Genomic DNA, 22,458 nt, shown 5'->3' on the forward strand with positions numbered 1-22,458 from the left:
CAAACGTCATCAATCGCTTATCAATGTTTTATTGACCCGTAATTCGCTTGTATTTAGATAACAAATCACTCTCTGTTTCGACATGATCAGGATCATGAGGGATACAGTCAACTGGACAGATCACCACGCACTGCGGCTCGTCAAAGTGTCCGACACATTCTGTACATAGATCAGGGTCGATGACATAGATATCATCGCCTTCCGAGATGGCCTCATTGGGACAAGCAGGCTCACACACATCACAGTTGATGCACTCATCAGTGATTAATAGTGCCATAAACTGCTCCTTATATTTTAATCGTTTCACGCGTAACTGGTCTCTCTTTGCCGTTTTGGCAAGTCCTACCAGCAAACCGTTTAGTCAGCATCTACTATTCAATATTTAATTTTTTGTCAAAAGCTTGCAAGACACAGGGCGGAACAAACTTATTAACATCACCGCCAAGCTTTGCAATCTCACGAATCATGGTAGATGAGATAAACGAGTAGTTCTGAGATGGGGTCAAAAACACGGCTTCAAAGTTTTCGTCTAGCTCGCGGTTCATGTTGGCCAATTGAAACTCATACTCAAAATCTGACATCGCACGTAATCCACGCAACACTGCCGTAGCGTGCTTTTCGCGCATGAAATCGACAAGCAACCCTTCAAAGCCAATCACAGATACTTGCGGTAAGTCTGCAAATACGGTTTCGACCAAGGCGACCCGCTCTTCAAAATTGAACAGGGGTTTTTTATGATGCCCTGAGGCAACCGCGATTACGACCTCATCAAATAGCTTGACGGCGCGTGTAACCAGATCCACATGACCATTGGTAATAGGATCAAAAGTGCCAGGATATAGGATTTTGGTATGTAGCTTTGAGGAGTTAGAAGAAATAGAGTGGCTCATAGCATGACTGATATAATCGGTGATATTAGGCCATATGCTAGCAAATTTTGCTCAAACTTAATACTTATCTGCTACATTTGTCCTAACAGCTGATTTACCTTTTCATCAGAGGCTTTGGTACAATAGGCAGTTCGACTCATCCATCTCATAATCGAAATAAAAAACAAGACCAGTTATTGGATTAGGATGAGGAATTAGTGGGACTGATTAAATAAGGAGCCTGTGTTTTAGGTCATCCTTATGGAGAAATTATGTCAAAAAAATCAAAAAAGCCAGATAATCAGATTTGCGCCAATAAAAAGGCGCGTCATGAGTATTTTATCGAAGAAACCTTTGAGGCAGGACTGGCATTACAAGGTTGGGAAGTAAAAGCCATTCGCGCAGGAAAAATGACGATTACTGAAGCGTACGTCATATTCCGCAATAACGAAGCCTTCTTGTTTGGGGCGCACATTCAGCCATTACTATCGAGCTCAACGCACGTTAGTCCAGACAGTATTCGTACCCGTAAACTGCTGCTGAACCGTCGTGAAATCGAAAAGCTGTCTGGGGCAATCAACCAGAAAGGCTACGCTTGTGTACCGCTGTCTTGCTACTGGAAAAACTCACTGGTGAAATGCCAAATTGGTCTAGCCTTGGGTAAAAAGCAGCATGACAAGCGTAAAACGCTAAAAGATCGTGACTGGGAACGTGATAAGCAGCGCGGCTTCAAACAGCACCTAGATTAACTAGTATTTGCTTAATCTAAATAGAAAAGGACGACTCAGTAAATATTGAGCCGTCCTTTTTTGTTGCCTATCACATTTTTTAAATAATCACCTTTATAACATCTATCCAGTGATTTTTTATGCCATTTGCTCATCTATCGACAACGCTGTCTTTCTACTAGCCTGACGCAACTGCCTAACACCATGCGCAATCAGACAGGCAATACCCAACCAAATCAAACCGTAGCTATAGATCATCGCTGACTCAAAAGGATTACCCAGCACGGTCACTGCCAAAATAAATAGTAACGCAGGCTCTAGATAGCTCATCATGCCGTAAACATTAACGGGTAGCATTTGACTGGCATCAATATTGGTCTTCATCGCCAAGACGCTGAGCACACCCAATCCTATAAGCATCATGATAAAGAAACCAGAGCCGCCAACCAGCGCTACACTGTTTGGGGCAAAAAAGAATAAGTAAGCCAAAGCAAAGGGCGCAGATATCGTCAAATCGACCAACAATCCCGTTACAGCACCGATTCCTTGCATGCGGCGTAAAATGTAATAAATAGGATAAGTACCGCATACCCATAGCGTCGCCCAAGAAACACTCTGCGTACGGATGACTTCGCTACCCACACCCAATGCAGCAAAGGCTACTGCCAACCATTGCAAACGGCTTAGTTTTTCGCCAAACAAGACACAACCAAACACCACCATCATTAACGGAAATAAGAAGTATCCCATCGCGGTTTGCACACCTTGCCCATTCACTGGCGCCCACATAAATAACCAAAACTGGCTGAGAAATATCGGTGTAGGTAGTAGCAGCCAAGCCCATTGCTTAGCGTCTCTTATCACTTTCAATTTATCAATGTGTAATCCTAGACGTCCACTTACCATCAGGTATCCAACCAACGCTGCCCACATTGCGAGCATACGCCAGATAAAAACTTGCGTCCCTGATAATGGCGCTAAAAAACTGCTATACGCATAAAGTACGCCAAATAGCACGTTGGACAATATGGCAAAAGACACCCCTAGTATTAATGTACGTTGTTGTACGCTACCTGTCGTCCAAATCGCAGGTAGTGGCAAACGTGCAGCAGTCGTTGCTAGCGTATTAGCGAATACATTGGAGAACATTGAGATAGACATGATAAGCACCGTAGCTATTAATAGATGATAGAAAACCAATTGCTAGCTCTTATTTTGAAGCAGCTCTGATTGATATGGTCTATTCTACTAGGATGCTTTAATATATTATCTCTATATAGATGTATTAATGAATAAAAATATCAAATATGTATCATATAAATGATTATTTTCTTATATTAGTATTTTTAGTGATAATATTTATAAAAATAGATAGAAAACTCTGCTATTAAGGATGTCCTGATATGAGCCATACTTTAGATAATATTGATAAAGCCATTTTGAACTTGCTGCAAGATGATGCGACATTACCGCTCAAAACTGTCGCAGAGCGAGTGCATGTATCCATTGCGACGGCGCAGCGGCGTATACAGGCGCTAATAGATAGTGACGTGATTACCAAACAAGTCGCCATCGTCAATCCTGACAAAGTGGGCTACGGTCTGACAGCGGTGGTAATGATAGAAATGGAGCGCTCTAATACCTCAATGCAGCATCGGTTTGAGCGCTTGATGGATGCGCAATCACGAATCATGAGCTGCTATGAAGTATCGGGCGATTTTGACTTTATGCTCATGGTCAATGCCAAGAATATGAGCGACTATCATCAGTTCACCCGCAGCTTACTGACTTATGAAAATAATGTGCGCAATTTCAAAAGCCAGTTTGTGATGAACTTTACCAAGAGTGGAACCAAAATCACCTTAGATTAATTATAATTAATACGTCTCAGCTGAAGTTGCCTATCATATGACAATAGATGATAAGTAGCTAAGTTGCCTCTACAGCCTGTACGATATCACCAAATATCTGATAGAAATTAAATTCTAATAGCTGATTCATGAGCCTATTTTTTAGACAAGGAAGCCTAACCATGACTGACCATACAAACGCTGATAACAAGAATAATCAATCGTCACTAAAACCGTTAAACCCATTGAATTCAAAAAAGGTGATAGCAGGTGCTCTTTTTGCTATGGTACTAGCCAGCTCAGGCTGTGCGACTAGCTCGCTATTAGACAATAGTGGACACGTCACCACGAACACAACAAAGCAAATACTGTCTGAAGACCAAATTGTTGCTTTTGGCCGCCCTGCGCAGGCGTTACCAAAAATGCCAAACGCGTCAATGGTTATCGTAGGAGAGAAGAACAGCTACGTCCTCACCCAAGGTGGGACAGAAATGGTGAACTTACTGAGTAATCTGTCTCAAAAAAATATTCAAGTGGATAACGACATGAGCTTTCATGTACCCAATAATGATGGATATTTTCAAGGTGAAATGAAACTGTCTTATGCCAAATTAAAAGATGAATTTGGGCGCTCAGACTATCAGTTCTTTTTGCAAAATAATGGTAAAGAGTGCACCTCCGCGAGCGATCAACGTATCAATGCTCAGCGCTTCTGCTTTAGCGTTCCTGTCAAAGGCGCTATCTATCCGCAAGTTAGTAACTTAGGTTTGATTCAGTCAAACTATCGCGCATTGACCAAACCATATACGGTGAGCTTCTATACACAAACTCAGCAAGATGTCGTCACTCGTAGCGGTCCAAATGGCGCACAAAAACTGGTACTGCTACCCTTTGCCCTCGCCTTTGACGTGGTTACTTTCCCACTTCAGTTATTAGATTAAATAGCTAACTATTAGACTACTCATCGTCTAGTATCAAGTTTCAAGGTACGCCATGAAGGCTACATTGTGAAAGCTATCTCATGAAAACTACGTTATATAAGGCACGCTATCGAAAAGTATTCCGTTCTCAATCGTAACGTGCCTGCTTAATACTTTAGAATAACTTTTCAACCAGTGTTTTCGGGTAGTTTTGTTTTGCCTTCTCTGCCGCTCGAAACATCATCTCATCTGCTTCGACAGGTCCTGCAACGTCGCACAAGCATACATAAGCCAACTGCATCAAATTATTCAACAGGTGCTCATTATCAGGTACAGACGGACGATTACCTTCTAGAAACTGACTGATGTTAAGACTATGCCCTTTGAAGGTGCGCTCTTGCGAAACAGTTTGGTGCATGGTCAGAAATAGATTACGACTTTCTGTTTCTGATAGCTGACTGCGCAGTGCTTCTATGACAGTATAAAATGCCAAAACTAACTCAGAGACAGGGACTGGCGCTTTAATTGCTTCATTATGGCTATTGTGACTGTCAGCCTCGACTGTCTGCTGACTGTCTGCTTGTAACGTAGCCCAAAAGCCTTTCCTAATATCAGACTTATAAGCTTGCAGCTCAGGATAGCGCCTTGTCGCATCCAAGACGCACTGTTGCATCATTTTCACAGAGACCGTTGAGTATCGCTGCCACTGTGATTTAAGCAGTCGCACCTCTTCAGGATGTAGATATTCGGCAAGCACTTCTGCCATCGCAGTCACAGCTTGGTCTACGGATTGAGTATCAATATTCATCAGCTCTCTCCTATAAATGCCGCTCGGTTAAACTCTTTGAATCAAACATTTGTTTCTGGAATTCAGGGTAACCAAGCTCTGCATGCTCGGTATAATCAAGGCCTCGCTGCTCATGTAAGCGGCTGGCTTTTAACCCAAAGCTTAGATCGATCAGCTTATACATCACTAGACCCAATCCCAACCCCCAACCTAACGCCACGCCGACGCCTAGCGCTTGTACGCCAAGCCGTGATAAGTTAAATAAATCTCCTGTATAGAATAATCCTGCTGCGAGCGTACCCCATGCCCCGCCAAAGCCATGTACTGCCACTGCCGAGACCACATCATCTACTTTGAATTTTAATAATGCTTGCGATGATAAGATATACACTACTGAAGCGACCGCACCGATAATAATGGCAAAGACAGGTGTTGTGGTCGCACAACCTGCGGTAATCGATACCAAACCAATCAAACTGGCATTGACACTATCGCTCAGTAAAATGGCTTTGTTAAGTGTCCGAGAGATCAGCATATAACTCACCACCGCACTGACTGCAGCGACAAAAGTATTGACTGCGATTAGACCAATATTGCCAGTGATAGACAATGTCGATCCAGCATTGAAGCCAAACCAACCAAACCATAAGATAAATCCACCTAACGCCAGCAACGTCATGTTATGCCCTGCGATGAGTCTTGGCGTGCCATCAGGTGCAAAGCGGCCTAGCCTTGGGCCAATGACCAAGATACCTGCCAATGCCAACCAGCCACCGATAGAATGTACGACGGTAGATCCAGCAAAATCAATAAAGCCAAGCTCAGCTAGCCAACCTGTACCACCGAAGTAACCACCCCATACCCAACTGGCAAATACAGGGTAAATGAACAAACAAATCAAACAGGCGGCCACCGCATAGCCGATGAACGAAACGCGCTCTGCCATTGCACCACTAGCAATGGTCACTGCTGTCGCTGCAAACATCATCTGAAAGAACATCAATGCCCAGTCCATATTGGACAACGCGACTGGCATAAAGTGATCCGTACCGACAAATCCGGAGTGATTGGTACCCATCATTAGCCCAAAACCCATCAAGTAGAACGCTAAACCGCCGATACACATGTCGGTATAGTTTTTCATCATCACGTTTACCGCATTTTTCGCTCGTACTGATCCGCTCTCAAGTAGAGCAAAACCTGCCTGCATAAAGAACACCAATACCCCGCCCCAGATAATCCAAGTGATATTTTGATATTCGAGCAGTTGTGCCACGGTCAATGTGTCAGCCTCAGCGGCTTGGGCGCTACTTATCATTGCAAACGATAATGTACTTAGCATCAGCCTGTTACTTAGCGATGATTTTAATGGTTGTAATAGTTTTAATAATGTCTTTATCGTGTCCAGTCCACCAGATGATGTTCTCATTTTATCTCCAAACACTTATCTATCCGTTCAAATTTTATCGGTGCACTATTTTTACTCATTAATGCACACAAATAAGCCCTAATGAAGGTGGAGCAAAACCTGTGCCAAAACCTATTATTAGAAATTAAAGAAACTTATAAATATAAGAAAACAAATGACCAGTATCAGCTAAGTCGATATTTTGACTATTACGTTTGCGTGGACGTGGCTAAAAGTTGAAATAGGATAAAGAGTGATTGTTGGAAGTAAGTTTGATTGAACTGATAATGACCTGTATAAAATTAGTGATGAAACTAACAGCGTGACAGTGATAGCTAAGCTATTTTTACTATTATTTTGCTGTGCAGATAGTTTACTTTGCATGAGCAGTTTATCTCACGCTATCAATAACTTATCGGCAATCGTCCCTCATAGAATAGGTCGCATAGTGAAGGCGATTCATGTTAAAATGAGCGCTTTTAAATTCGCCTTTATTATCATTGGGTAATAAGGGCTGTATTTTTAGTGCCATTTTTCTAATTAACAGGTCCGCCCATGTCTGCCGATACCATCGCCCGCACTGCCTTTAAACAAGGCACCAAGCCACTTTATGATTATGACAAACACTGGGCAAGCTGCTACGAGCCAGCGCCTTATCTGCCGATGAGCCGCAAAGAGATGGACGATTTGGGTTGGGATGCTTGTGATGTCATCATCATCTCAGGTGACGCCTATGTCGATCATCCAAGCTTTGGTATGGCCATCATCGGTCGTCTATTAGAGTCGCAAGGTTTCCGTGTTGGCATCATCGCTCAGCCAGATTGGAAGAGCAAAGACGCCTTTATGGAACTTGGCAAACCTGTCTATGCGTATGGCGTGACCGCGGGCAACATGGACAGCATGATCAACCGCTATACTGCCGATCGCAAAATCCGTAGCGATGATGCTTACTCTCCAGGCAATGTGGCAAACAAACGCCCTGACCGCGCGGCTATCGTCTATAGCCAACGCTGTCGTGAAGCATATCCTGATGTGCCTATTATTTTAGGCGGTATCGAAGGCAGCTTACGCCGTATCGCTCATTATGATTATTGGTCAGACAAAGTGCGCCGTAGTATCTTGTTGGATGCGCGTGCTGATGTCTTACTATATGGTAATGCTGAACGGGCGATCGTCGATGTGGTACATGGTCTGTCTAAAGGCTATAGCTTTGAGCAGATGAGCAAATTGCGCGGTACTGCTTACTTATTGACCCCGACTCGTCGCCATTGGCAAGAAGACATGACTGAAGTCGCGAGTAACGATGTCGATACCGTTGGCCGTGTCGATCCAATTATCAACCCTTATGTAATGACCGAAGACGTTGATAGCTGTTCAATTGAGCAGAGCAAACCATCGGACTCGCCTGTTGGCCAAGCCATGCCTTCATCTATGTCATCGCAATATCAGGGTTTTGTCGCTGAGCCAGTTACCAATAAAGTCATCAACGCTGAACAAGTCGACGAAGAGACGCAAGTGGTGCAAATGCGCGGCTTTGATAAGCCAATGACCGCACGTAAGCATAAGCTAAAAATGCCACCACGTGAAAAAACCGTCATTCGTCTGCCTGATTATGAGCATGTCAAATCTGACCCTGTGCTTTATGCTCATGCAAGTCGTATCCTGCATTTAGAGACCAATCCAGGTAACGCCCGTGCGCTCGTACAGCGTCATAGCAGCGGTGCTGGTAACTCGCATACCTCTATTGACGTTTGGCTCAATCCGCCACCAGTGCCACTCTCGACAGAAGAGATGGATTATGTGTTTGACCTGCCGTATGCACGCCTGCCGCATCCAAGCTATGGCGATGCGCGTATCCCTGCTTATGACATGATCAAATTTTCGGTCAATATCATGCGCGGCTGTTTTGGTGGTTGTACCTTCTGCTCTATCACTGAGCACGAAGGCCGTATTATCCAGAGCCGTTCAGAAGATTCAATCTTACGCGAAGTAGAAGCGATTCGTGATACTGCACCGAACTTTACTGGTGTGATATCTGATCTTGGTGGCCCAACGGCAAACATGTATCGCCTCAGCTGTAAAGATGAGACAATTGAAAAGAACTGTCGTAAGCCATCTTGTGTCTATCCTGATGTCTGTGAAAACCTGATTACTGATCATAGTAATTTGACCAAGCTATACCGCAAAGCGCGTGATATCAAAGGCGTGAAGAAAATCCTGATTGCTTCAGGCTTGCGTTATGACTTGGCAGTAAAAGATCCTGAATATGTGAAAGAGTTGGTCAGTCATCACGTCGGTGGTTACCTCAAGATTGCGCCTGAGCACTCTGAAGAAGGCGTGCTATCGAAGATGATGAAGCCGGGCATGGGCAGCTATGATCAGTTCAAAGCCATGTTTGAGCAATTCAGCCAAGAAGCAGGCAAAGAGCAATATCTGATTCCTTACTTTATCGCTGCCCATCCGGGTACCAAAGATGAAGATATGATGAACCTTGCCCTTTGGCTCAAAAGTAATGGCTATCGTGCTGACCAAGTACAGGCGTTTTATCCAAGCCCAATGGCGACCGCGACTACCATGTATCACACGCACAAAGATCCGCTACATAAGGTCAGCCGTGATGAAGGTGACATGGATATCGTCAAGTCTGGCAAGCAGCGCAAATTGCATAAAGCGTTCTTGCGCTATCATGATCCAAAAAACTGGGTACTACTACGTAAAGCCCTGCAAGACATGGGTCGTAGCGACTTGATTGGTAAAAATCGTGGTTGCTTGATTCCACCATTTAACGCCAGTTTAGAAGGGCGTGATGCCGCGCAAGATACTTATCAGTCAGCGCGCAAAAAGAATAGCCGTGTTGGCAATGATTCAGTGAAGCGCAGTAATGGTTCGTCAAACAACAGTGCGTCAGCTAAAGGTGCAGCGGGTAAAAACAGTAAGAAGAAAGTTAGCAAAGGCAATTTTCAGACTCAGCATACTGGTCTGCCACCACGTAAAACCAAGTAGTGTTCATAGCAAGTAGTATTCATAGTATAAAAATGCATGCTCAATCTAGAGCGTGTTAAGTAAAACAAAAGCGCCTATCAGCCACTCGTTGATAGGCGCTTTTTTATGCGCTAATTTTATAGATGCGTATTTCAAACTAATACTGCCTACTTTTCACCCTGTTACAAATTACAAGTTACATTAGACAGCGGTTGGGTAACGAAGCTAACAGGTAACGAACAATTTCTAACATTGAAATGGTTCGTTTTCGCTACTATAACCCTCATATGCTAAACGCATCATTAAGAACAAGTAAATGACATTAGTAAAAAGCTTTGGAGAGCACTATGAAAATGATAACTAAAATTGCGACTACCCTACCAGTTCTTGCCCTATTGAGCGCTTGTGCGACTACCGCACCAACTACCCCAGATGCAACTGATACGCCAGTTCCAGAAAAAGTAACCGCTGCTTATGATCGTATGGCGCCAGCACCATACACCTGTACCGATGACAGCAAAATCATGGCAAAGCAATCTATCAATAAAGAACAAGTGATGCTCAACGCTACCCTACCAAAAGTAAAGTGGGCCGAGCAGCCAATCATCCTAAACGGTAAAGTGAAAGGCGAAGTCGCAAGCTATGTAAACGACTCAAACCCAGAGGTCGTCTATGCATGGCACATGAAAGGTGACAAAGGTATCTTTGCGATGAAGTGGGCTGATGGTAAAGAATACCAAGTAAACTGCCAAATCTAATCAGTTAAAGATAAGCTCATATCGTAATAGACAAATAGTCGTAATAGACAAAAAGCAGTCATTAAATAGTGGCTGCTTTTTTATGCGTGTTCGTTTGATGTTTTTATAAAAATGGCTATAAAAATCAGTATCAGATAGATAGTTGTACAGTCAGTTCAATATAATTTCGATACAAGGAAACCGAGTGCAAGTTATACATTAGTATGCTTAGCGAGGATGACGATATAGCGGATTTATATAGACTTGACTATATGGTTGATTAAATTCAAAAGTAGCATAAGGCAGCCGAGTGCAGATATAACTGTGATACTGCAAGCGAGGCTAACGCTGTCATTCTTTTATAGAGGATCGACTATATCAAAACTTCCCATCTGATGTATTTCGCTAGAGAAGCACCAAGAAAGCTGTCAAAATAGCAGGTAGAGCAAATCAATCATGACCAACAATCAAAAGGGTAACTCGATGGCGAAGCGTCTGATAAGTATGATGGTAGTTGCAACGGCAAGCATGTGGGCGCTGACAGGCTGCGATAACGCTACCGATTCTGTCGATGCCACTGAGCAAACTGCGGAGACAGCAGCAGATCCATCTGCATCGACAGCCGATACCATTGACTGGTCACTGGTAGATAGCGGTGAAAAGCCTGCTGACCCTACCAACTATAAGTATCCGTTTGCGATCGATAGTCAAAACGTCCGAGACTATGCAGATTACTTCAAAGTGGACGCTGCGACCGCTCAGCATAATCTGACAGTGAGCATGGCAAGTAACGAAGCACTATCGAAAGCATTAGATCAACTCAGCGAAACCTATGTCTCACACGAACTAACCGACGGCAATGAGATGACGCTTATCATTCATACCACGCCCGATGTCGCTGCCAGTCGCTATGATTATGTGCTGTCTGATGACTTTGCTAAAGGGCTGGTGCTACCTATCGTGATTCAGCCAGATGGTAAGAAAGGTGATGCAAAAGCACATAGTGAGATGGTGGAGTAGAAGTTAATAGCGTGTGTTTTTATTTATATGACACACGCTACTAAAAGATATTAAGTTTGACGATATGGATTGTTTGAAAGTTCAATTTTGACATCAGTATTGCAAAGTAGCTTGGCTAGATAAGGCTGATATTGTGTGGCAGCAGGAGCGATATAAACTTTATCGAGATAATCCCTAACATTTAGCTCATAGTCGACATATAGCGCCTCTCCGTAGATCATTTTTACTTTTGTATCTTCGAGAGAAGTGATATATACCATCCGACACTCTTGCTCTTCTTGAAAAGCCGAATGTTTTATAAGATATTTCAAAGGAAGAAGAATTTCATCTAGAAGTTTTTCACAGTATTTTTCGGATTTTTCATCACTACTACTCAAAGCCTTCTTTTCATTTAGTATTTTTCTATAAGCAACTTTTATTTTATAAAAATAATCTCCAAAATCTTTCGACTTCTCTTTAATTTCATTTTGGTAGGTTTCCCAACTGCTCTCCGCTAAGCTCTTATCATCAAACTCTCGATAAAAAGTTAGTCTATCCCTATGAGCTAATTGTATGTAATCGCTTTTTGGATCTACATAGACACAACGCATAACTAAGTATTTATTGGAGTCTTCTTCAATAGAAATATTTTTCTCTATAGTGGCATTAGAATAATCAACACCTGCATTATGTTCTTTTTTAGAACCAACTGATAAAAAAGACATTCCTGAGAATTTATCTTTCTGAAAAAAGCTACCTTTAAACACTATACTAATACCAGAAGCCTCTTTGTTATCCTTTTTTCCATATAGGCGAAACTGGTTCAAACTATCATGATTAAGAGTAAAGCAGCTAATAAAAGCATGAAAGTCTTTATTGAAATAAGATTCATTATAATCACTACCTTTATCATCTAAAAGTAGCTCAAGTAATTGCCCTTCACTTGGATCGTTCACATTACTTATTGTATTCAACCTAATATACTTTGGATCATCTAATTCGTTGTTCAGTAGAATATTAGCTACATTAGTATTAGTATAATGAGCTAATTTTCTTTCTGGAGATTTTTCTTTTTCATGATTATAATTTATTACTAATAAAGAATGGGCTTCAATTAAAATAATAAACAACTCTAGGTAGTATTCACCAATAACTTTAGTTTTAGCATCATCTAATAATGCACATATTTTCAAATAGCAATTAACTTCGTAGCAATGTGTGCTTTTACATAGATTCAGTGCAAACGCCGCTTTAGAAGTATCTCTTTTTTCTAAATCCACTATATATAACTGTGCAATTCTAAGAAAAATATAATTAAAATTTCTTGTTTCTTTCACATCTCTAATATTTTTTAATGCTTCAAAAGCCAATTCTATATTATTTTTCGTAAATAAATACTCACCTACAATGTAGCATTGTGCAATATCATAATCGCCATCCTCTATTTTTATATCTTTTAAAGCTTCTATTCCTATATTACAATCTTCTAAAAGACGTACTTTATAAAATATAGAAAACCTAGAATATACATATTCTTCATTTCCATCTTTCTCTCGCGTCACTTTCTGCAACTCTTCAATTTCTTTCCGTGTTGCTTCGTCCAGACCTTCTAATTCATCAATATTCATACTCTACTCCCCAACCAACGCCAAAAATTCTTCCTCACCCACCACTTTGACCCCCAGTTTTTCTGCTTTGGTCAGTTTAGAGCCAGCCTTATCCCCTGCCAGTAACGCGGTGGTTTTTGCCGAGATGCTACCTGAGACTTTTGCACCCAATGCTTGTAGTTTGGCTTTGGCTTCATCACGCGCCATGCTATCGAGCGCACCTGTAATGACCCATGTTTGCCCATCGAGTGGTAGCCCTTCTGAGGCGATTTGCTCGACCTTATCCCAGTGCACGCCAGCTTCAAGCAACGAATTAATCACTTCGATATTATGCGGCGCACGGAAGAACTTATAAGTCAGCTCGGCGGTGATTTCTCCGACATCTGGGGTTTTTATCAAAGTCTCAATACTGGCTGCCATCAGACTATCTAAGTCACCAAACTGCTGAGCAAAGTTCTGTGCTGTGCCTTCACCGACACCGCGAATACCGAGCGCATAGATAAAGCGAGCCAATGTCGTATGCTTGCTCGCTTCGATAGCGTTGATGATATTTTGTACCGATTTTTCACCCAGTTTCTCAAAGGTGACCATCTCATCCGCATGGTAGTGCAATTGATAGATATCAGCGACGGTTTTGACCAGACCATGCTCAAAGAAGCTAATCAGCCAACTTGCGCCAAGTCCATCGATATCCATGGCACGGCGTGAGACAAAATGAATAAGCGCTTCCTGCTGCTGAGCTGGGCAAAACAATCCGCCCGTACAGCGTGCCAATGCTTCATCTTCAGGCAGCACGACGGGAGAGTCACAGACAGGACAGGTAGAGGGTAGCGTGACTGGCTCGCTATCGGCTGAGCGCTGATCGTGCCAGACACGAGTGACTTTGGGGATGACATCGCCTGCACGATGGACGCTGACCGTGTCGCCTGCACGCACATCTAAACGCTGAATCTCGCCAAAGTTATGCAAAGTAACATTACTGACGGTGACGCCGCCGACTTTGACAGGCTCAAGCTTACCGACTGGTGTGATTTGACCCGTACGGCCGACTTGCCACTCGATATCATTTAGACGCGTCATTACCGTTTCAGCAGGGAACTTATAAGCAGTCGCCCAGCGTGGCTCGCGTGATAGGTAGCCAAGTTGCTGCTGTAACGCAAGGCTATTGACCTTGATCACCATGCCATCGATTTCAAAAGGCAAACTGGCACGGCTCTCAATCACTGACTCATAATAGGTCTGCGCGGCGCGTGGATTTGCTACCACTTCTACGGCGCTGACCGTAAATCCAAGCTCGGTAAGCCATGCCAACGCTCCTGACTGCGTGTCGATAGTATCTGGCAAACCTTGATTGACCGAATAGCCATAGAATGCCAATGGACGACTAGCAGCAATGGCTGGATCTAACTGACGTAAGCTACCAGCAGCGGCATTACGTGGATTAGCAAAGGTTTTGCCCTCATTCTCTTCTGCTAAGCGATTAAGACGCTCAAACCCTGCCTTTGGCATTAATACTTCACCGCGTACTTCTAGCAATTCGATATCAGCAGCATCCGCGAGCCAAAGTGGCAGGTTACGGATGGTTTTAGCATTCTGGGTAATATCTTCACCCGTCTGCCCATCACCGCGCGTGACCGCTTGGACAAATTTACCATGCTCATACTTCAGTGAGACCGCCAGTCCATCAAGCTTTAGCTCCATCTCGTATTCAGGGTTTTGCTGTGAATCGCTGAGACGATCGTTGACGCGGCGCATAAAATCGCGCAAATCATCATATTCAAAGACATTGCCTAGCGACAGCATCGGAATATCATGCGTAACTTGGGTAAAGGCCGATAGCGGCATATCGCCGACTTGATTAATTGGGCTATCTGGCTGCACCAAATCTGGATATTCTTCTTCAATCTCGAGCAGCGAGCGACGCAACTGGTCGTATTCACTGTCTTCTAGAATTGGATTGTCCAGCACATAGTAAGCATAGTTATGCGTCTTAATCGCTTCAATAAGCGTACGCATTTTTGAGACAATCTCTACACTATTATCCGTACTGCCATCGGTAGGATTGGGTATATTAGAGGTCGCAGGTGCTTGGTTTTCTACTTGAGCAGATAGGTTTTTAGAATTATTTGATGAGGTAGAGTCAGTCATAGTCGGCGTCTTTTTTGCAATTCAAGATGTCGATATGATAACAAGTTTGTAGGAAGCTCGGTATAGTCAATCCTATATAAATCAAATACTATGTCAGGCTTGCTCAGTCTACTATGATTAGCACTTTGCGGAAACTATAGCCCATTAAAAAAGGCAAATAACGTTAATCGCTATTTGCCCTTTTTATGATTTCTGCTATTAAGCAGCTTTTAGCCTTCTAACCCTCATAATCACGAACTTGATTACGTAGCTGCTGCTTGTATTCAGGCGTGATTGGTTCGTTCTCTTCATCAAGCATAATCGCGTCAAGGTCGCTTGCCATCATATAAGCAATGCTCATCATGCTATCGAAGCTGCGCACGGCTTGTGGATGCGGCAATGACAAGAACACGACGACACCGTTATAGGTATTGGTCGCAACACTATGCGGATCAAATGGTGCGATACCGCTATCAGTAATGCCCATCATACTAAACCACAGCATACCCGTGCCGTCTTTTTGCTCATAGCGATGGAACATATTCATCGCGCCATAGCGTAGACCGTATTTATCAATCAATGCTAGCAGGTCACGACCACGAATAATCGCCGCTGGACGATCGCGATACTGGTGCGGCAAGATGGTGATATTGATATTGTCTTTGGCATTAATCAATGGGCCGTTTTGCGCGTCATCACCTGACTCTGATAGATGCTGATCCAGTATCGGGCTGTTGTCATCGAAGCTTGGCTCTTCTGCCGTATCGATGGTTGGCATCAGGCTATCAGTCGCTGACATTAGGCTAGAGAACGCATCAGGCTCTTGCTCGATATGCATCTGATCGGCGACTTCTACAAACTCAGCACTATCGGCACGGCGTTGCTCTTCTTGCCAGCGCGCGTAGTCCGCTTCATCGATGACGTCATGATCGTCAGTTGCTACATGGTCACGCTCAGCCGTTAGTTGAGCGTCAACGTTGGTATGTGCTTGCGTCAATGGCTCTTCTTCAACCACAGCATCTAAGTAGCTACGATCTGGACCGATGCTCGTCTCGCCTGCGACTGTATCATCAAGATCTGGCTGATCGACGATGTTGCGCTCGTGACGCGGTATGATCGGAATACCATTTTTATCATAATTGACCGCAGCAGCTTCGGTAGCACCGCGGCGCTTAAAGCTACGAATGACCATAAACAGCCCTGCGAGCACGATAAACGCGGCAATGGCAATCAATATAAACTGAATAACGGTCATGATAAATACATCCTAGTATATATAACAAAAGGGAATACACAAACGAGCATAAATGGCAATATTCTAGCATGGCTGACCTATATCGTCACCACATTGTGTACTTTATAACCAGTATGCTGGACTGAGGTCAAGCTTATTTGCATTTATGCCAATTGATTGATTATATTTGCATCGCGCTGATTCTCATAGCACTTTTAATGTCGGCTATTTCACACTTAGCTCTCTACGTAACGCGCAGCTTCATCGAGTGACACACTGACTAGTGTAGAAATGCCTGCACTTGGCATGGTAATACCTTTTAGCTCATCAGCAATTTGCATCGTTAATTTATTATGACTGATAAAGATAAACTGCAAATCATCTGCTAGCTCATGGATGAGACTGGTAAAGCGCGCAACGTTTGCATCATCAAGCGGTGCATCGACCTCATCAAGCACACAGAACGGTGCGGGATGCTGCTTAAATATCGCAAAAATCAAACTCAATGCAGTAAGGGTTTTTTCACCGCCCGATAGCACCGCTAAGCGACTGTTACGTTTACCCTTCGGCTGCGCCATTAAGGTAAGCCCTGCCCGCCATTGTTCGGACTTTGGCGTATTGGCTGGCATCTCGTCAGTGTTCAACGTCAGGCTAGCCTGTCCACCGCCAAAGACTTTGGCAAATAAGTTGGCCAACTCATTATTGACCGCATCAAGTGTCTGCATAAACAGTGTCTTGGTCGTCTCATCAATTGAGGCAATCGCTTCGGTCAATGTCTGCATACTGGCCGCGATATCTGCCGTCTGCTGTGCGAGCGGATCTAAGCGTTCGTTTACCTCGGCCAACTCTGCGACCGCTGCCAAATTCACTGGCCCAATCTTACTCAATTGCTGGGTTAACTTAGCTCGCTCGGACTCTAGCTCAGCGATTTTGTCTGGACGGACGCGGCGATCATGAGCGATAAAATCTGCTAGCAAGTTTGAGACGCTCATGCTTTGTTGCGGTTGCTCTGCTTGCGCTTTATATTTATGACTTACACGATAATAAGCATCTAAAGCGCTCTGCGTGTGTGCGCTAGCATCTTCCAAGCGCGCTGCACTCAGTGCCAGCTCAGTAGCATGACGGGCAAGCTCGCTTTGCTGCGTTTGTAACGTATTTTGCAATGTATCAAATGCTGTCTGCTGCTCAGCGTACGTTTGTTTTAGTGCTGTTAGCGCAGTATCACGCTCGTTCAATAGCACTTGCTGCTCATCGCGCGTTACCTGTGCAGACTGCAAAGCTGCTTGTAGCTCTGGCAACTTGGATTGCTGCTTCTCGTGACGCGTCTGTAGACTTTGCTCATTCTCTAACGACTTGTCGTGTTGCTCAGTTGCACGAGCCAGACTACTAACACTATGCTCCAAGCGCATCTCGTATTGCTGAATACGCAGCTGCAATGCTTGCCACGCGTCATCATCAGCTTGACGCGCACGGTTTAGCTCGCTGCGCTCAGCTTGCAGTTGCTGAGTTGTCGCTCGTGCTTCTACTATTTGCGGCGTTAGCGTAGCAATCTCGCTTTCAATGTGCTGTTGTTCTTGCTCAAGGGTTTGTTGCTCTTGCGTCAGTTCTTGCTTTTCCTGCTCAAGCGTTACTTTATCAGCGTTCAGGCGTTGGCTATCCGCTTGCAACCGCTCGGCATTAGCTCTCTCGGTCGTCAGTTGCTGCTGGTATTGATGTTTATCACGGGTTAACTGCTCAGCTTGCGCGCGCGTTTCTTCCAAACTGACTATCAATGCATCATAATCGCGCTGATTTTTGGCGATAGATTTTTGCTGATCTTGTATTTTGCTTTCAAACTCATCAAGCAAGTCTTCTAATGCTTGCAAACGCGTACGCTGTTGCAGGCGCTGCGTGAGGAATTGGCTATTGCTATCGTTTTGCTCATCCTGTGCACCAGCAAATTTGCTTAAATTAATCGTCCCATGACGACTGATCAGCCAACCATCTACGGTAAGTAAAATAGCGGACGGCGGTAATGACCTTAGTACGTTAGTAAGTGTGTCAATCTCATGCTGCTCACTGGTTTCAAACTGCGCTGTATATATATAGCACTGTTGCCATAGCGAGAGTAGAGGCTGAGTAATCAACTGCGATACTGGCAATACTCTATCAATCAAATTATCTGACAATTCGCTGACAAACTCTTGGTCACTAATAGCACTTTGCGCAGTAGGCAACCATAGGCTATGACCCGTCTCTACTAGAGCTTTGTCTTTTTCACTGGCAGGTGTATTTTGTGCCGTTTGATAAGTCAGTAAATCTGCAACGTCATGCTCAAGCGCTTGCCACAAGCTATCGGCTCTTTGAGAAATACCGTTAGCGTTATTAGTGTCTGATTGCTTGATTTGGTTAGCTTTTTGGTTAGCAACCAGTACATGGCTATCTAGCCACAACGCCAAGATACTATCGAGTAGCGGCGCATACTCCTGCCCTTTCGCACTTAGCTCAATCTGCTCACGTAGCGTTGCAATGGCTAACGGCTGATGATGTATGCCATCGCTATCCGTCTTGTCTGTCGCAGTAACTTTCGACTTTTCTGATTGCTGTTGTGTAGGTTTTGGATGCAATATCTGATGCAGGGTATCGTATTCGCCTGCCAGCAGCGCATGACGCTTTTCATCATCGCTAAGCTCGCTCTGCTGTGCGTTTAGTCTCTGCTGCAAGCTATGCGCTTGCGGTTGTATCTCGGATAATCGTTCATCGACGGCTTCGCGTTGACGCTCAACCTGCTGCAACTGTGTGTTTAGCTCAGTAACTTGCTGTTCTAGCACCTGACTTAGATCTTGCGCATTATCCGTCTTACTCACATTAGTACGATCAGATGGTGCTATAGACTGCTGTAATTGCTGCCACAGGTTTTGCCAGTTTTGCTCGCGGCGTTGCCATTTATCATGACTCTGCTGATGGCGCTTTTGCGCTTGAATGTTGATAGCTTGCTGCTGCTCAAGCGAACGGGCTTTATCTTGCAAGCGTGACAGATTGTTTTGCGCTTCATGCCACGCGCGTTGTAGTGGCTGCTCGTTACGCTTATAGTTATCGCGTTTGTCTGTCAGCTCAATCAGCTGCGGACGTAACGTTTCTAGCGCTTGATTCTGCTCAGCTTGTTCAGCGTTGAGCCGTTCGATATCAGCGAGTGATTGAGCACGCTGCTGAGCCAAGCCAGACAGTTGCTGCTCGATAGTAGTCAGCTGTGACTTAGCATCACTTAGCTTATGTTCCGCTTGTTGATAGCCGAGCTGCTGCTGATAGTGAGCGCTTTGGGCATCGTCTTTGAGCCATTGCTCTTGATTAATACGCGCAGTGAGCTTATCTTGCTGCGCTTTGAGCGTGTCGTAGTCAGCTTGTAGTGTCGACACCTCAGTAGCACTACGTTCATGCGCTACTTTCTGCTGTTGATGCGTTTGCTTGGCTTGATAGAGCTGCTGAATAGCAAGCTGCTGCTCGATATCAGCTAGTGTTAATGCTAATTCCTCGTAACGCTGCGCACTAGCCGCCTGTTTAGACAGTGACTTTTGTTGACGCAGTAATTCGCTTTGCATATCGTGCAGGCGCGCTAGATTGTCTTTTGTTTTCTCTAGCTTCTTTTGCGTTTCTTCACGGCGCGCCTGATAGCGAGAGACACCTGCCGCCTCTTCGATAAACTCACGCAGCTGCACAGGACTAGACTCAACAATGCGCCCAATCATGCCTTGCTCAATCACCGCATAGCTACGTGCGCCAAGCCCTGTACCTAAAAACACATCGACCACATCACGGCGACGACAACGCGTACCATTGATAAAATAATCTGAGCGGCCATCCTTATTTACCTGACGGCGAACCGATAGCTCTTGGTACAAGTTAAACTCGTGGCGAATACCAGTCTGCTCATCTTGGGTATGCTCAAAGGTCAGCTCGACACTGGCGACACTTTTGGCTGTTTTATCTTGCGTACCGGCAAAGATAACATCGCTCATGGCCCCGCCGCGTAACTGCTTGGCAGAGGTTTCGCCCAGTACCCAACGGATGGCATCAATCACATTGGATTTGCCACAGCCGTTCGGCCCGACGATGGCGGTGATACCATGACGAAAAGTAAAAGTGGTTGGATTGGCAAAGGATTTGAAGCCTGCCAGCTTTAGAGATTTTAAACGCATGAAGAGTCAATAAACTTAGCAAAAACAGGCGGCTATTCTACCTGAAATTGTAGTAGGTTTTTAGAGTTAAACGGCTAAGTGCACAAACGATTTTGATTCAAGGCTTTGATGGAACCCTCGCAGCAGTTTTTGCTCCACTTGGCAGACGCTATTTTCTGCTAAGTAGCGATTATTAAACTCGATAAAGGCTGACCAAGAGATACTTGCTACTTCTAAATAATCGACTATCTCTAACAGCTCTGGTCTTAGCAAATGCTGATACTTCCTTGGCCGTTTATGACACAGAGCCAGCTCCCTATTTACGAGCGTTTGCTTGTTTTGCTTTAGCGCGTCACCACCGATAAATAACAGCAAAAACTTTGCCCCTTTATCGATAAAGCCTTTTTCTAATAAATGCTCATACATCAGACAGTACTTTAGGATTGGGTCTGGGTTTTTCCGACCAGCGAGTTTTAACTCATTGGCTATCAGCACATTCGCCTGATGGTTATAGGCGAGGTTGTCCATATACATTGCTTTTAGCTCTGTACTGTTTTCAAACATGCCGCTATTACCATGTGTCGACCATGATCCACTCGGCTCAAAGTTGATAAATTGCTGATAAAATAAGTTTAGATAAACATCACTGCACAAGCTCAAAAAGATATCGAACTCTTTATTGAGATAGTCTTCAGAAAAGAACGTTACGCGGCGCACGGCTTCTCTTGCATTACAGATACCCATCGTTTGCGTTGAATACGTCTCTAGCTGCTCAGTCTCATTCATTTTTGTATTGAGCTTTTTGATGACTGATTGCTCAATCTCTTCTATATTTTTATCTTTCAAATCTGGGTGGGCGACCCATTCGATGATTTGGCGTACGTATTGCTTTTTAGTGATGCCTAAAATGCGCTGCGGCTCCCATGCCAAAAACTCTACCATATTAGAGAGACCTGTCGTCCATGATAACTGGTCTTTTAGATGATTCATTGAGCCGAAAACACGGCGGTACTTTTCTGCAGCTTTCATACTAATAATGTCTCACGGTTTGCATACTAATTTTATAAAAACTCATTATTGCTATAAAACACCCAACCCACTCAATAACAACTGTCCTCCAGCAAATATTAACAATACGCCAAATGCGCGCTTAAGCATCAGCGCAGGTAATATGTGGGCAAGCTTGGCACCGACTTTTGCCATGGCAAAGCTAGCGACTGAAATAAACAAGAATCCTGTGACATGGACAAATCCTATTGTGCCCTCGGGCAGATTGACTACGTCTTGACCGAACCAAGCAAAGCCTGCTGCTCCAGCCAGTGCAATTGGTAAACCGCATGCCGCTGACGTGCCGACCGATTGTTTCATCGGCAGCCCTGCCCAGTTCAAGAACGGCACGGTCAAGCTGCCGCCGCCAATACCAAAAATAGATGACGCCATACCAATGCCAGTACCTGCACCAAACTGGATGCCGGCCGATGGTAACGGTTTACCCACTTGTTCTTTATTTGAAAAGAACAGCATTTTTAGAGCGACCAATAGCGCACCGAAACCAATGATAGCCTGTAGCGCTTGCCCATCAATCATATCCGCGATACCAGCGCCAACCAAACTACCGATGACCAACCCAAGCGCCATCTTGCACCATACTTCCCAGCGCACGCCGCCGCGCTTGTTATGTGCCGTCAGTGAGCTAATTGAGGTCACAACGATGGTCGCCAATGACGTACCAATGGCCAAATGGGTGATTACTTCTGGCGAAAAGTCATAAGCGGTAAAGATCCAGACCAAAGCCGGCACGATAATCATGCCACCGCCGACGCCAAACAGGCCCGCGCTGACACCCGCAAACGCGCCTGCAATCACAAACCACACATATAACATCATAGAACGAACCTTTTATAATACTGACTGGCGCTATAGTACTCACTAGCGCTTAGGCGTGCTTAATTGTATTTGCCAAATCTCAACGTGACCTTTATGCTGTTTACTCGGTACTGTCTGACCGCAACAATCGCTCAGTATATCAAAGTTTCCTTTAACCACATTGACTAAA

Annotated in this window: 17 protein-coding genes; 6 read left to right on the forward strand and 11 right to left on the reverse strand. The window is 44.3% G+C overall.

Annotated features, from left to right (window positions below; translation table 11 throughout):
- Positions 1–28: 28 nt before the first annotated feature.
- Both ABFV72_RS03430 and coaD read right to left on the reverse strand, forming a co-directional pair.
- A complete protein-coding gene (locus tag ABFV72_RS03430) occupies positions 29–277 on the reverse strand; it encodes a YfhL family 4Fe-4S dicluster ferredoxin (RefSeq protein WP_045453660.1) in 249 nt (82 codons plus the stop codon).
- Between the two features lie 94 nt (positions 278–371).
- Entirely contained in the window at positions 372–890 is a 519-nt protein-coding gene (gene coaD, locus ABFV72_RS03435; protein ID WP_057758372.1) for a pantetheine-phosphate adenylyltransferase, read from the reverse strand.
- Positions 891–1,141: 251 nt separating this feature from the next.
- Here coaD and smpB point away from each other — a divergent pair, with 251 nt between their 5' ends.
- Positions 1,142–1,618 (forward strand): SsrA-binding protein SmpB, encoded by a 477-nt coding sequence (smpB, locus tag ABFV72_RS03440; RefSeq protein ID WP_057758370.1) that lies wholly within the window; start codon positions 1,142–1,144, stop codon positions 1,616–1,618.
- 117 nt (positions 1,619–1,735) lie between these two features.
- Here smpB and rarD read toward each other — a convergent pair whose 3' ends face one another.
- Complete coding sequence (gene rarD, locus ABFV72_RS03445; RefSeq protein ID WP_347162445.1) at positions 1,736–2,758, reverse strand: EamA family transporter RarD; 1,023 nt, start codon at positions 2,756–2,758, stop codon at positions 1,736–1,738.
- Between the two features lie 242 nt (positions 2,759–3,000).
- Here rarD and ABFV72_RS03450 point away from each other — a divergent pair, with 242 nt between their 5' ends.
- Together ABFV72_RS03450 and ABFV72_RS03455 are read left to right on the forward strand one after the other, a co-directional pair.
- On the forward strand, positions 3,001–3,468 hold the full coding sequence (locus ABFV72_RS03450; protein ID WP_101204277.1) for an Lrp/AsnC family transcriptional regulator: 468 nt from the start codon (positions 3,001–3,003) through the stop codon (positions 3,466–3,468).
- A gap of 161 nt (positions 3,469–3,629) precedes the next feature.
- Positions 3,630–4,388 (forward strand): hypothetical protein, encoded by a 759-nt coding sequence (locus ABFV72_RS03455; protein WP_347162446.1) that lies wholly within the window; start codon positions 3,630–3,632, stop codon positions 4,386–4,388.
- Between the two features lie 154 nt (positions 4,389–4,542).
- On the opposite strand, the gene ABFV72_RS03460 is transcribed toward ABFV72_RS03455, so the two are convergent.
- Both ABFV72_RS03460 and ABFV72_RS03465 read right to left on the reverse strand, forming a co-directional pair.
- Positions 4,543–5,175, reverse strand: coding sequence for a hypothetical protein (locus tag ABFV72_RS03460; RefSeq protein WP_347162447.1), 633 nt, complete (start codon positions 5,173–5,175; stop codon positions 4,543–4,545).
- Positions 5,176–5,185: 10 nt separating this feature from the next.
- Positions 5,186–6,496 carry an ammonium transporter gene (locus ABFV72_RS03465; RefSeq protein WP_347162787.1) on the reverse strand — a complete coding sequence of 437 codons (1,311 nt, stop codon included), beginning with the start codon at positions 6,494–6,496 and terminating at the stop codon, positions 5,186–5,188.
- A 621-nt stretch (positions 6,497–7,117) separates the two neighbouring features.
- Here ABFV72_RS03465 and ABFV72_RS03470 point away from each other — a divergent pair.
- The 3 genes from ABFV72_RS03470 (at position 7,118) to ABFV72_RS03480 (ending at position 11,301) form a co-directional block, all read left to right on the forward strand.
- Positions 7,118–9,565 (forward strand): YgiQ family radical SAM protein, encoded by a 2,448-nt coding sequence (locus ABFV72_RS03470; protein ID WP_347162448.1) that lies wholly within the window; start codon positions 7,118–7,120, stop codon positions 9,563–9,565.
- A 326-nt stretch (positions 9,566–9,891) separates the two neighbouring features.
- Positions 9,892–10,302 carry a hypothetical protein gene (locus ABFV72_RS03475; RefSeq protein WP_134292608.1) on the forward strand — a complete coding sequence of 137 codons (411 nt, stop codon included), beginning with the start codon at positions 9,892–9,894 and terminating at the stop codon, positions 10,300–10,302.
- Between the two features lie 435 nt (positions 10,303–10,737).
- A complete protein-coding gene (locus ABFV72_RS03480; RefSeq protein ID WP_347162449.1) occupies positions 10,738–11,301 on the forward strand; it encodes a hypothetical protein in 564 nt (187 codons plus the stop codon).
- A gap of 50 nt (positions 11,302–11,351) precedes the next feature.
- Here ABFV72_RS03480 and ABFV72_RS03485 read toward each other — a convergent pair whose 3' ends face one another.
- From ABFV72_RS03485 to ABFV72_RS03510, 6 genes are all read right to left on the reverse strand, one after another.
- A complete protein-coding gene (locus ABFV72_RS03485; RefSeq protein ID WP_347162450.1) occupies positions 11,352–12,908 on the reverse strand; it encodes a hypothetical protein in 1,557 nt (518 codons plus the stop codon).
- Between the two features lie 3 nt (positions 12,909–12,911).
- On the reverse strand, positions 12,912–15,035 hold the full coding sequence (gene ligA / locus ABFV72_RS03490) for an NAD-dependent DNA ligase LigA (protein ID WP_431192072.1): 2,124 nt from the start codon (positions 15,033–15,035) through the stop codon (positions 12,912–12,914).
- A 217-nt stretch (positions 15,036–15,252) separates the two neighbouring features.
- Positions 15,253–16,269 (reverse strand): cell division protein ZipA C-terminal FtsZ-binding domain-containing protein, encoded by a 1,017-nt coding sequence (locus ABFV72_RS03495; protein WP_347162451.1) that lies wholly within the window; start codon positions 16,267–16,269, stop codon positions 15,253–15,255.
- Between the two features lie 215 nt (positions 16,270–16,484).
- Entirely contained in the window at positions 16,485–20,423 is a 3,939-nt protein-coding gene (locus ABFV72_RS03500) for an AAA family ATPase (protein WP_347162452.1), read from the reverse strand.
- Between the two features lie 66 nt (positions 20,424–20,489).
- On the reverse strand, positions 20,490–21,431 hold the full coding sequence (locus ABFV72_RS03505) for a hypothetical protein (RefSeq protein WP_347162453.1): 942 nt from the start codon (positions 21,429–21,431) through the stop codon (positions 20,490–20,492).
- A 51-nt stretch (positions 21,432–21,482) separates the two neighbouring features.
- On the reverse strand, positions 21,483–22,286 hold the full coding sequence (locus ABFV72_RS03510) for a sulfite exporter TauE/SafE family protein (RefSeq protein ID WP_347162789.1): 804 nt from the start codon (positions 22,284–22,286) through the stop codon (positions 21,483–21,485).
- Between the last annotated feature and the right edge of the window lie 172 nt (positions 22,287–22,458).

The organism is Psychrobacter proteolyticus (assembly GCF_039762275.1).
In the GTDB taxonomy this organism is placed as follows: Bacteria; Pseudomonadota; Gammaproteobacteria; order Pseudomonadales; family Moraxellaceae; genus Psychrobacter; species Psychrobacter proteolyticus_C.

Excerpts from the sequence above, each read along its gene's own strand:
- ABFV72_RS03430 (WP_045453660.1), bottom strand. The coding sequence starts at position 277 with ATGGCACTATTAATCACTGATGAGTGCATCAACTGTGATGTGTGTGAG.
- coaD (WP_057758372.1), bottom strand. The coding sequence starts at position 890 with ATGAGCCACTCTATTTCTTCTAACTCCTCAAAGCTACATACCAAAATC.
- smpB (WP_057758370.1), top strand. The coding sequence starts at position 1,142 with ATGTCAAAAAAATCAAAAAAGCCAGATAATCAGATTTGCGCCAATAAA.
- rarD (WP_347162445.1), bottom strand. The coding sequence starts at position 2,758 with ATGTCTATCTCAATGTTCTCCAATGTATTCGCTAATACGCTAGCAACG.
- ABFV72_RS03450 (WP_101204277.1), top strand. The coding sequence starts at position 3,001 with ATGAGCCATACTTTAGATAATATTGATAAAGCCATTTTGAACTTGCTG.
- ABFV72_RS03455 (WP_347162446.1), top strand. The coding sequence starts at position 3,630 with ATGACTGACCATACAAACGCTGATAACAAGAATAATCAATCGTCACTA.
- ABFV72_RS03460 (WP_347162447.1), bottom strand. The coding sequence starts at position 5,175 with ATGAATATTGATACTCAATCCGTAGACCAAGCTGTGACTGCGATGGCA.
- ABFV72_RS03465 (WP_347162787.1), bottom strand. The coding sequence starts at position 6,496 with ATGCTAAGTACATTATCGTTTGCAATGATAAGTAGCGCCCAAGCCGCT.
- ABFV72_RS03470 (WP_347162448.1), top strand. The coding sequence starts at position 7,118 with ATGTCTGCCGATACCATCGCCCGCACTGCCTTTAAACAAGGCACCAAG.
- ABFV72_RS03475 (WP_134292608.1), top strand. The coding sequence starts at position 9,892 with ATGAAAATGATAACTAAAATTGCGACTACCCTACCAGTTCTTGCCCTA.
- ABFV72_RS03480 (WP_347162449.1), top strand. The coding sequence starts at position 10,738 with ATGACCAACAATCAAAAGGGTAACTCGATGGCGAAGCGTCTGATAAGT.
- ABFV72_RS03485 (WP_347162450.1), bottom strand. The coding sequence starts at position 12,908 with ATGAATATTGATGAATTAGAAGGTCTGGACGAAGCAACACGGAAAGAA.
- ligA (WP_431192072.1), bottom strand. The coding sequence starts at position 15,035 with ATGACTGACTCTACCTCATCAAATAATTCTAAAAACCTATCTGCTCAA.
- ABFV72_RS03495 (WP_347162451.1), bottom strand. The coding sequence starts at position 16,269 with ATGACCGTTATTCAGTTTATATTGATTGCCATTGCCGCGTTTATCGTG.
- ABFV72_RS03500 (WP_347162452.1), bottom strand. The coding sequence starts at position 20,423 with ATGCGTTTAAAATCTCTAAAGCTGGCAGGCTTCAAATCCTTTGCCAAT.
- ABFV72_RS03505 (WP_347162453.1), bottom strand. The coding sequence starts at position 21,431 with ATGAAAGCTGCAGAAAAGTACCGCCGTGTTTTCGGCTCAATGAATCAT.
- ABFV72_RS03510 (WP_347162789.1), bottom strand. The coding sequence starts at position 22,286 with ATGTTATATGTGTGGTTTGTGATTGCAGGCGCGTTTGCGGGTGTCAGC.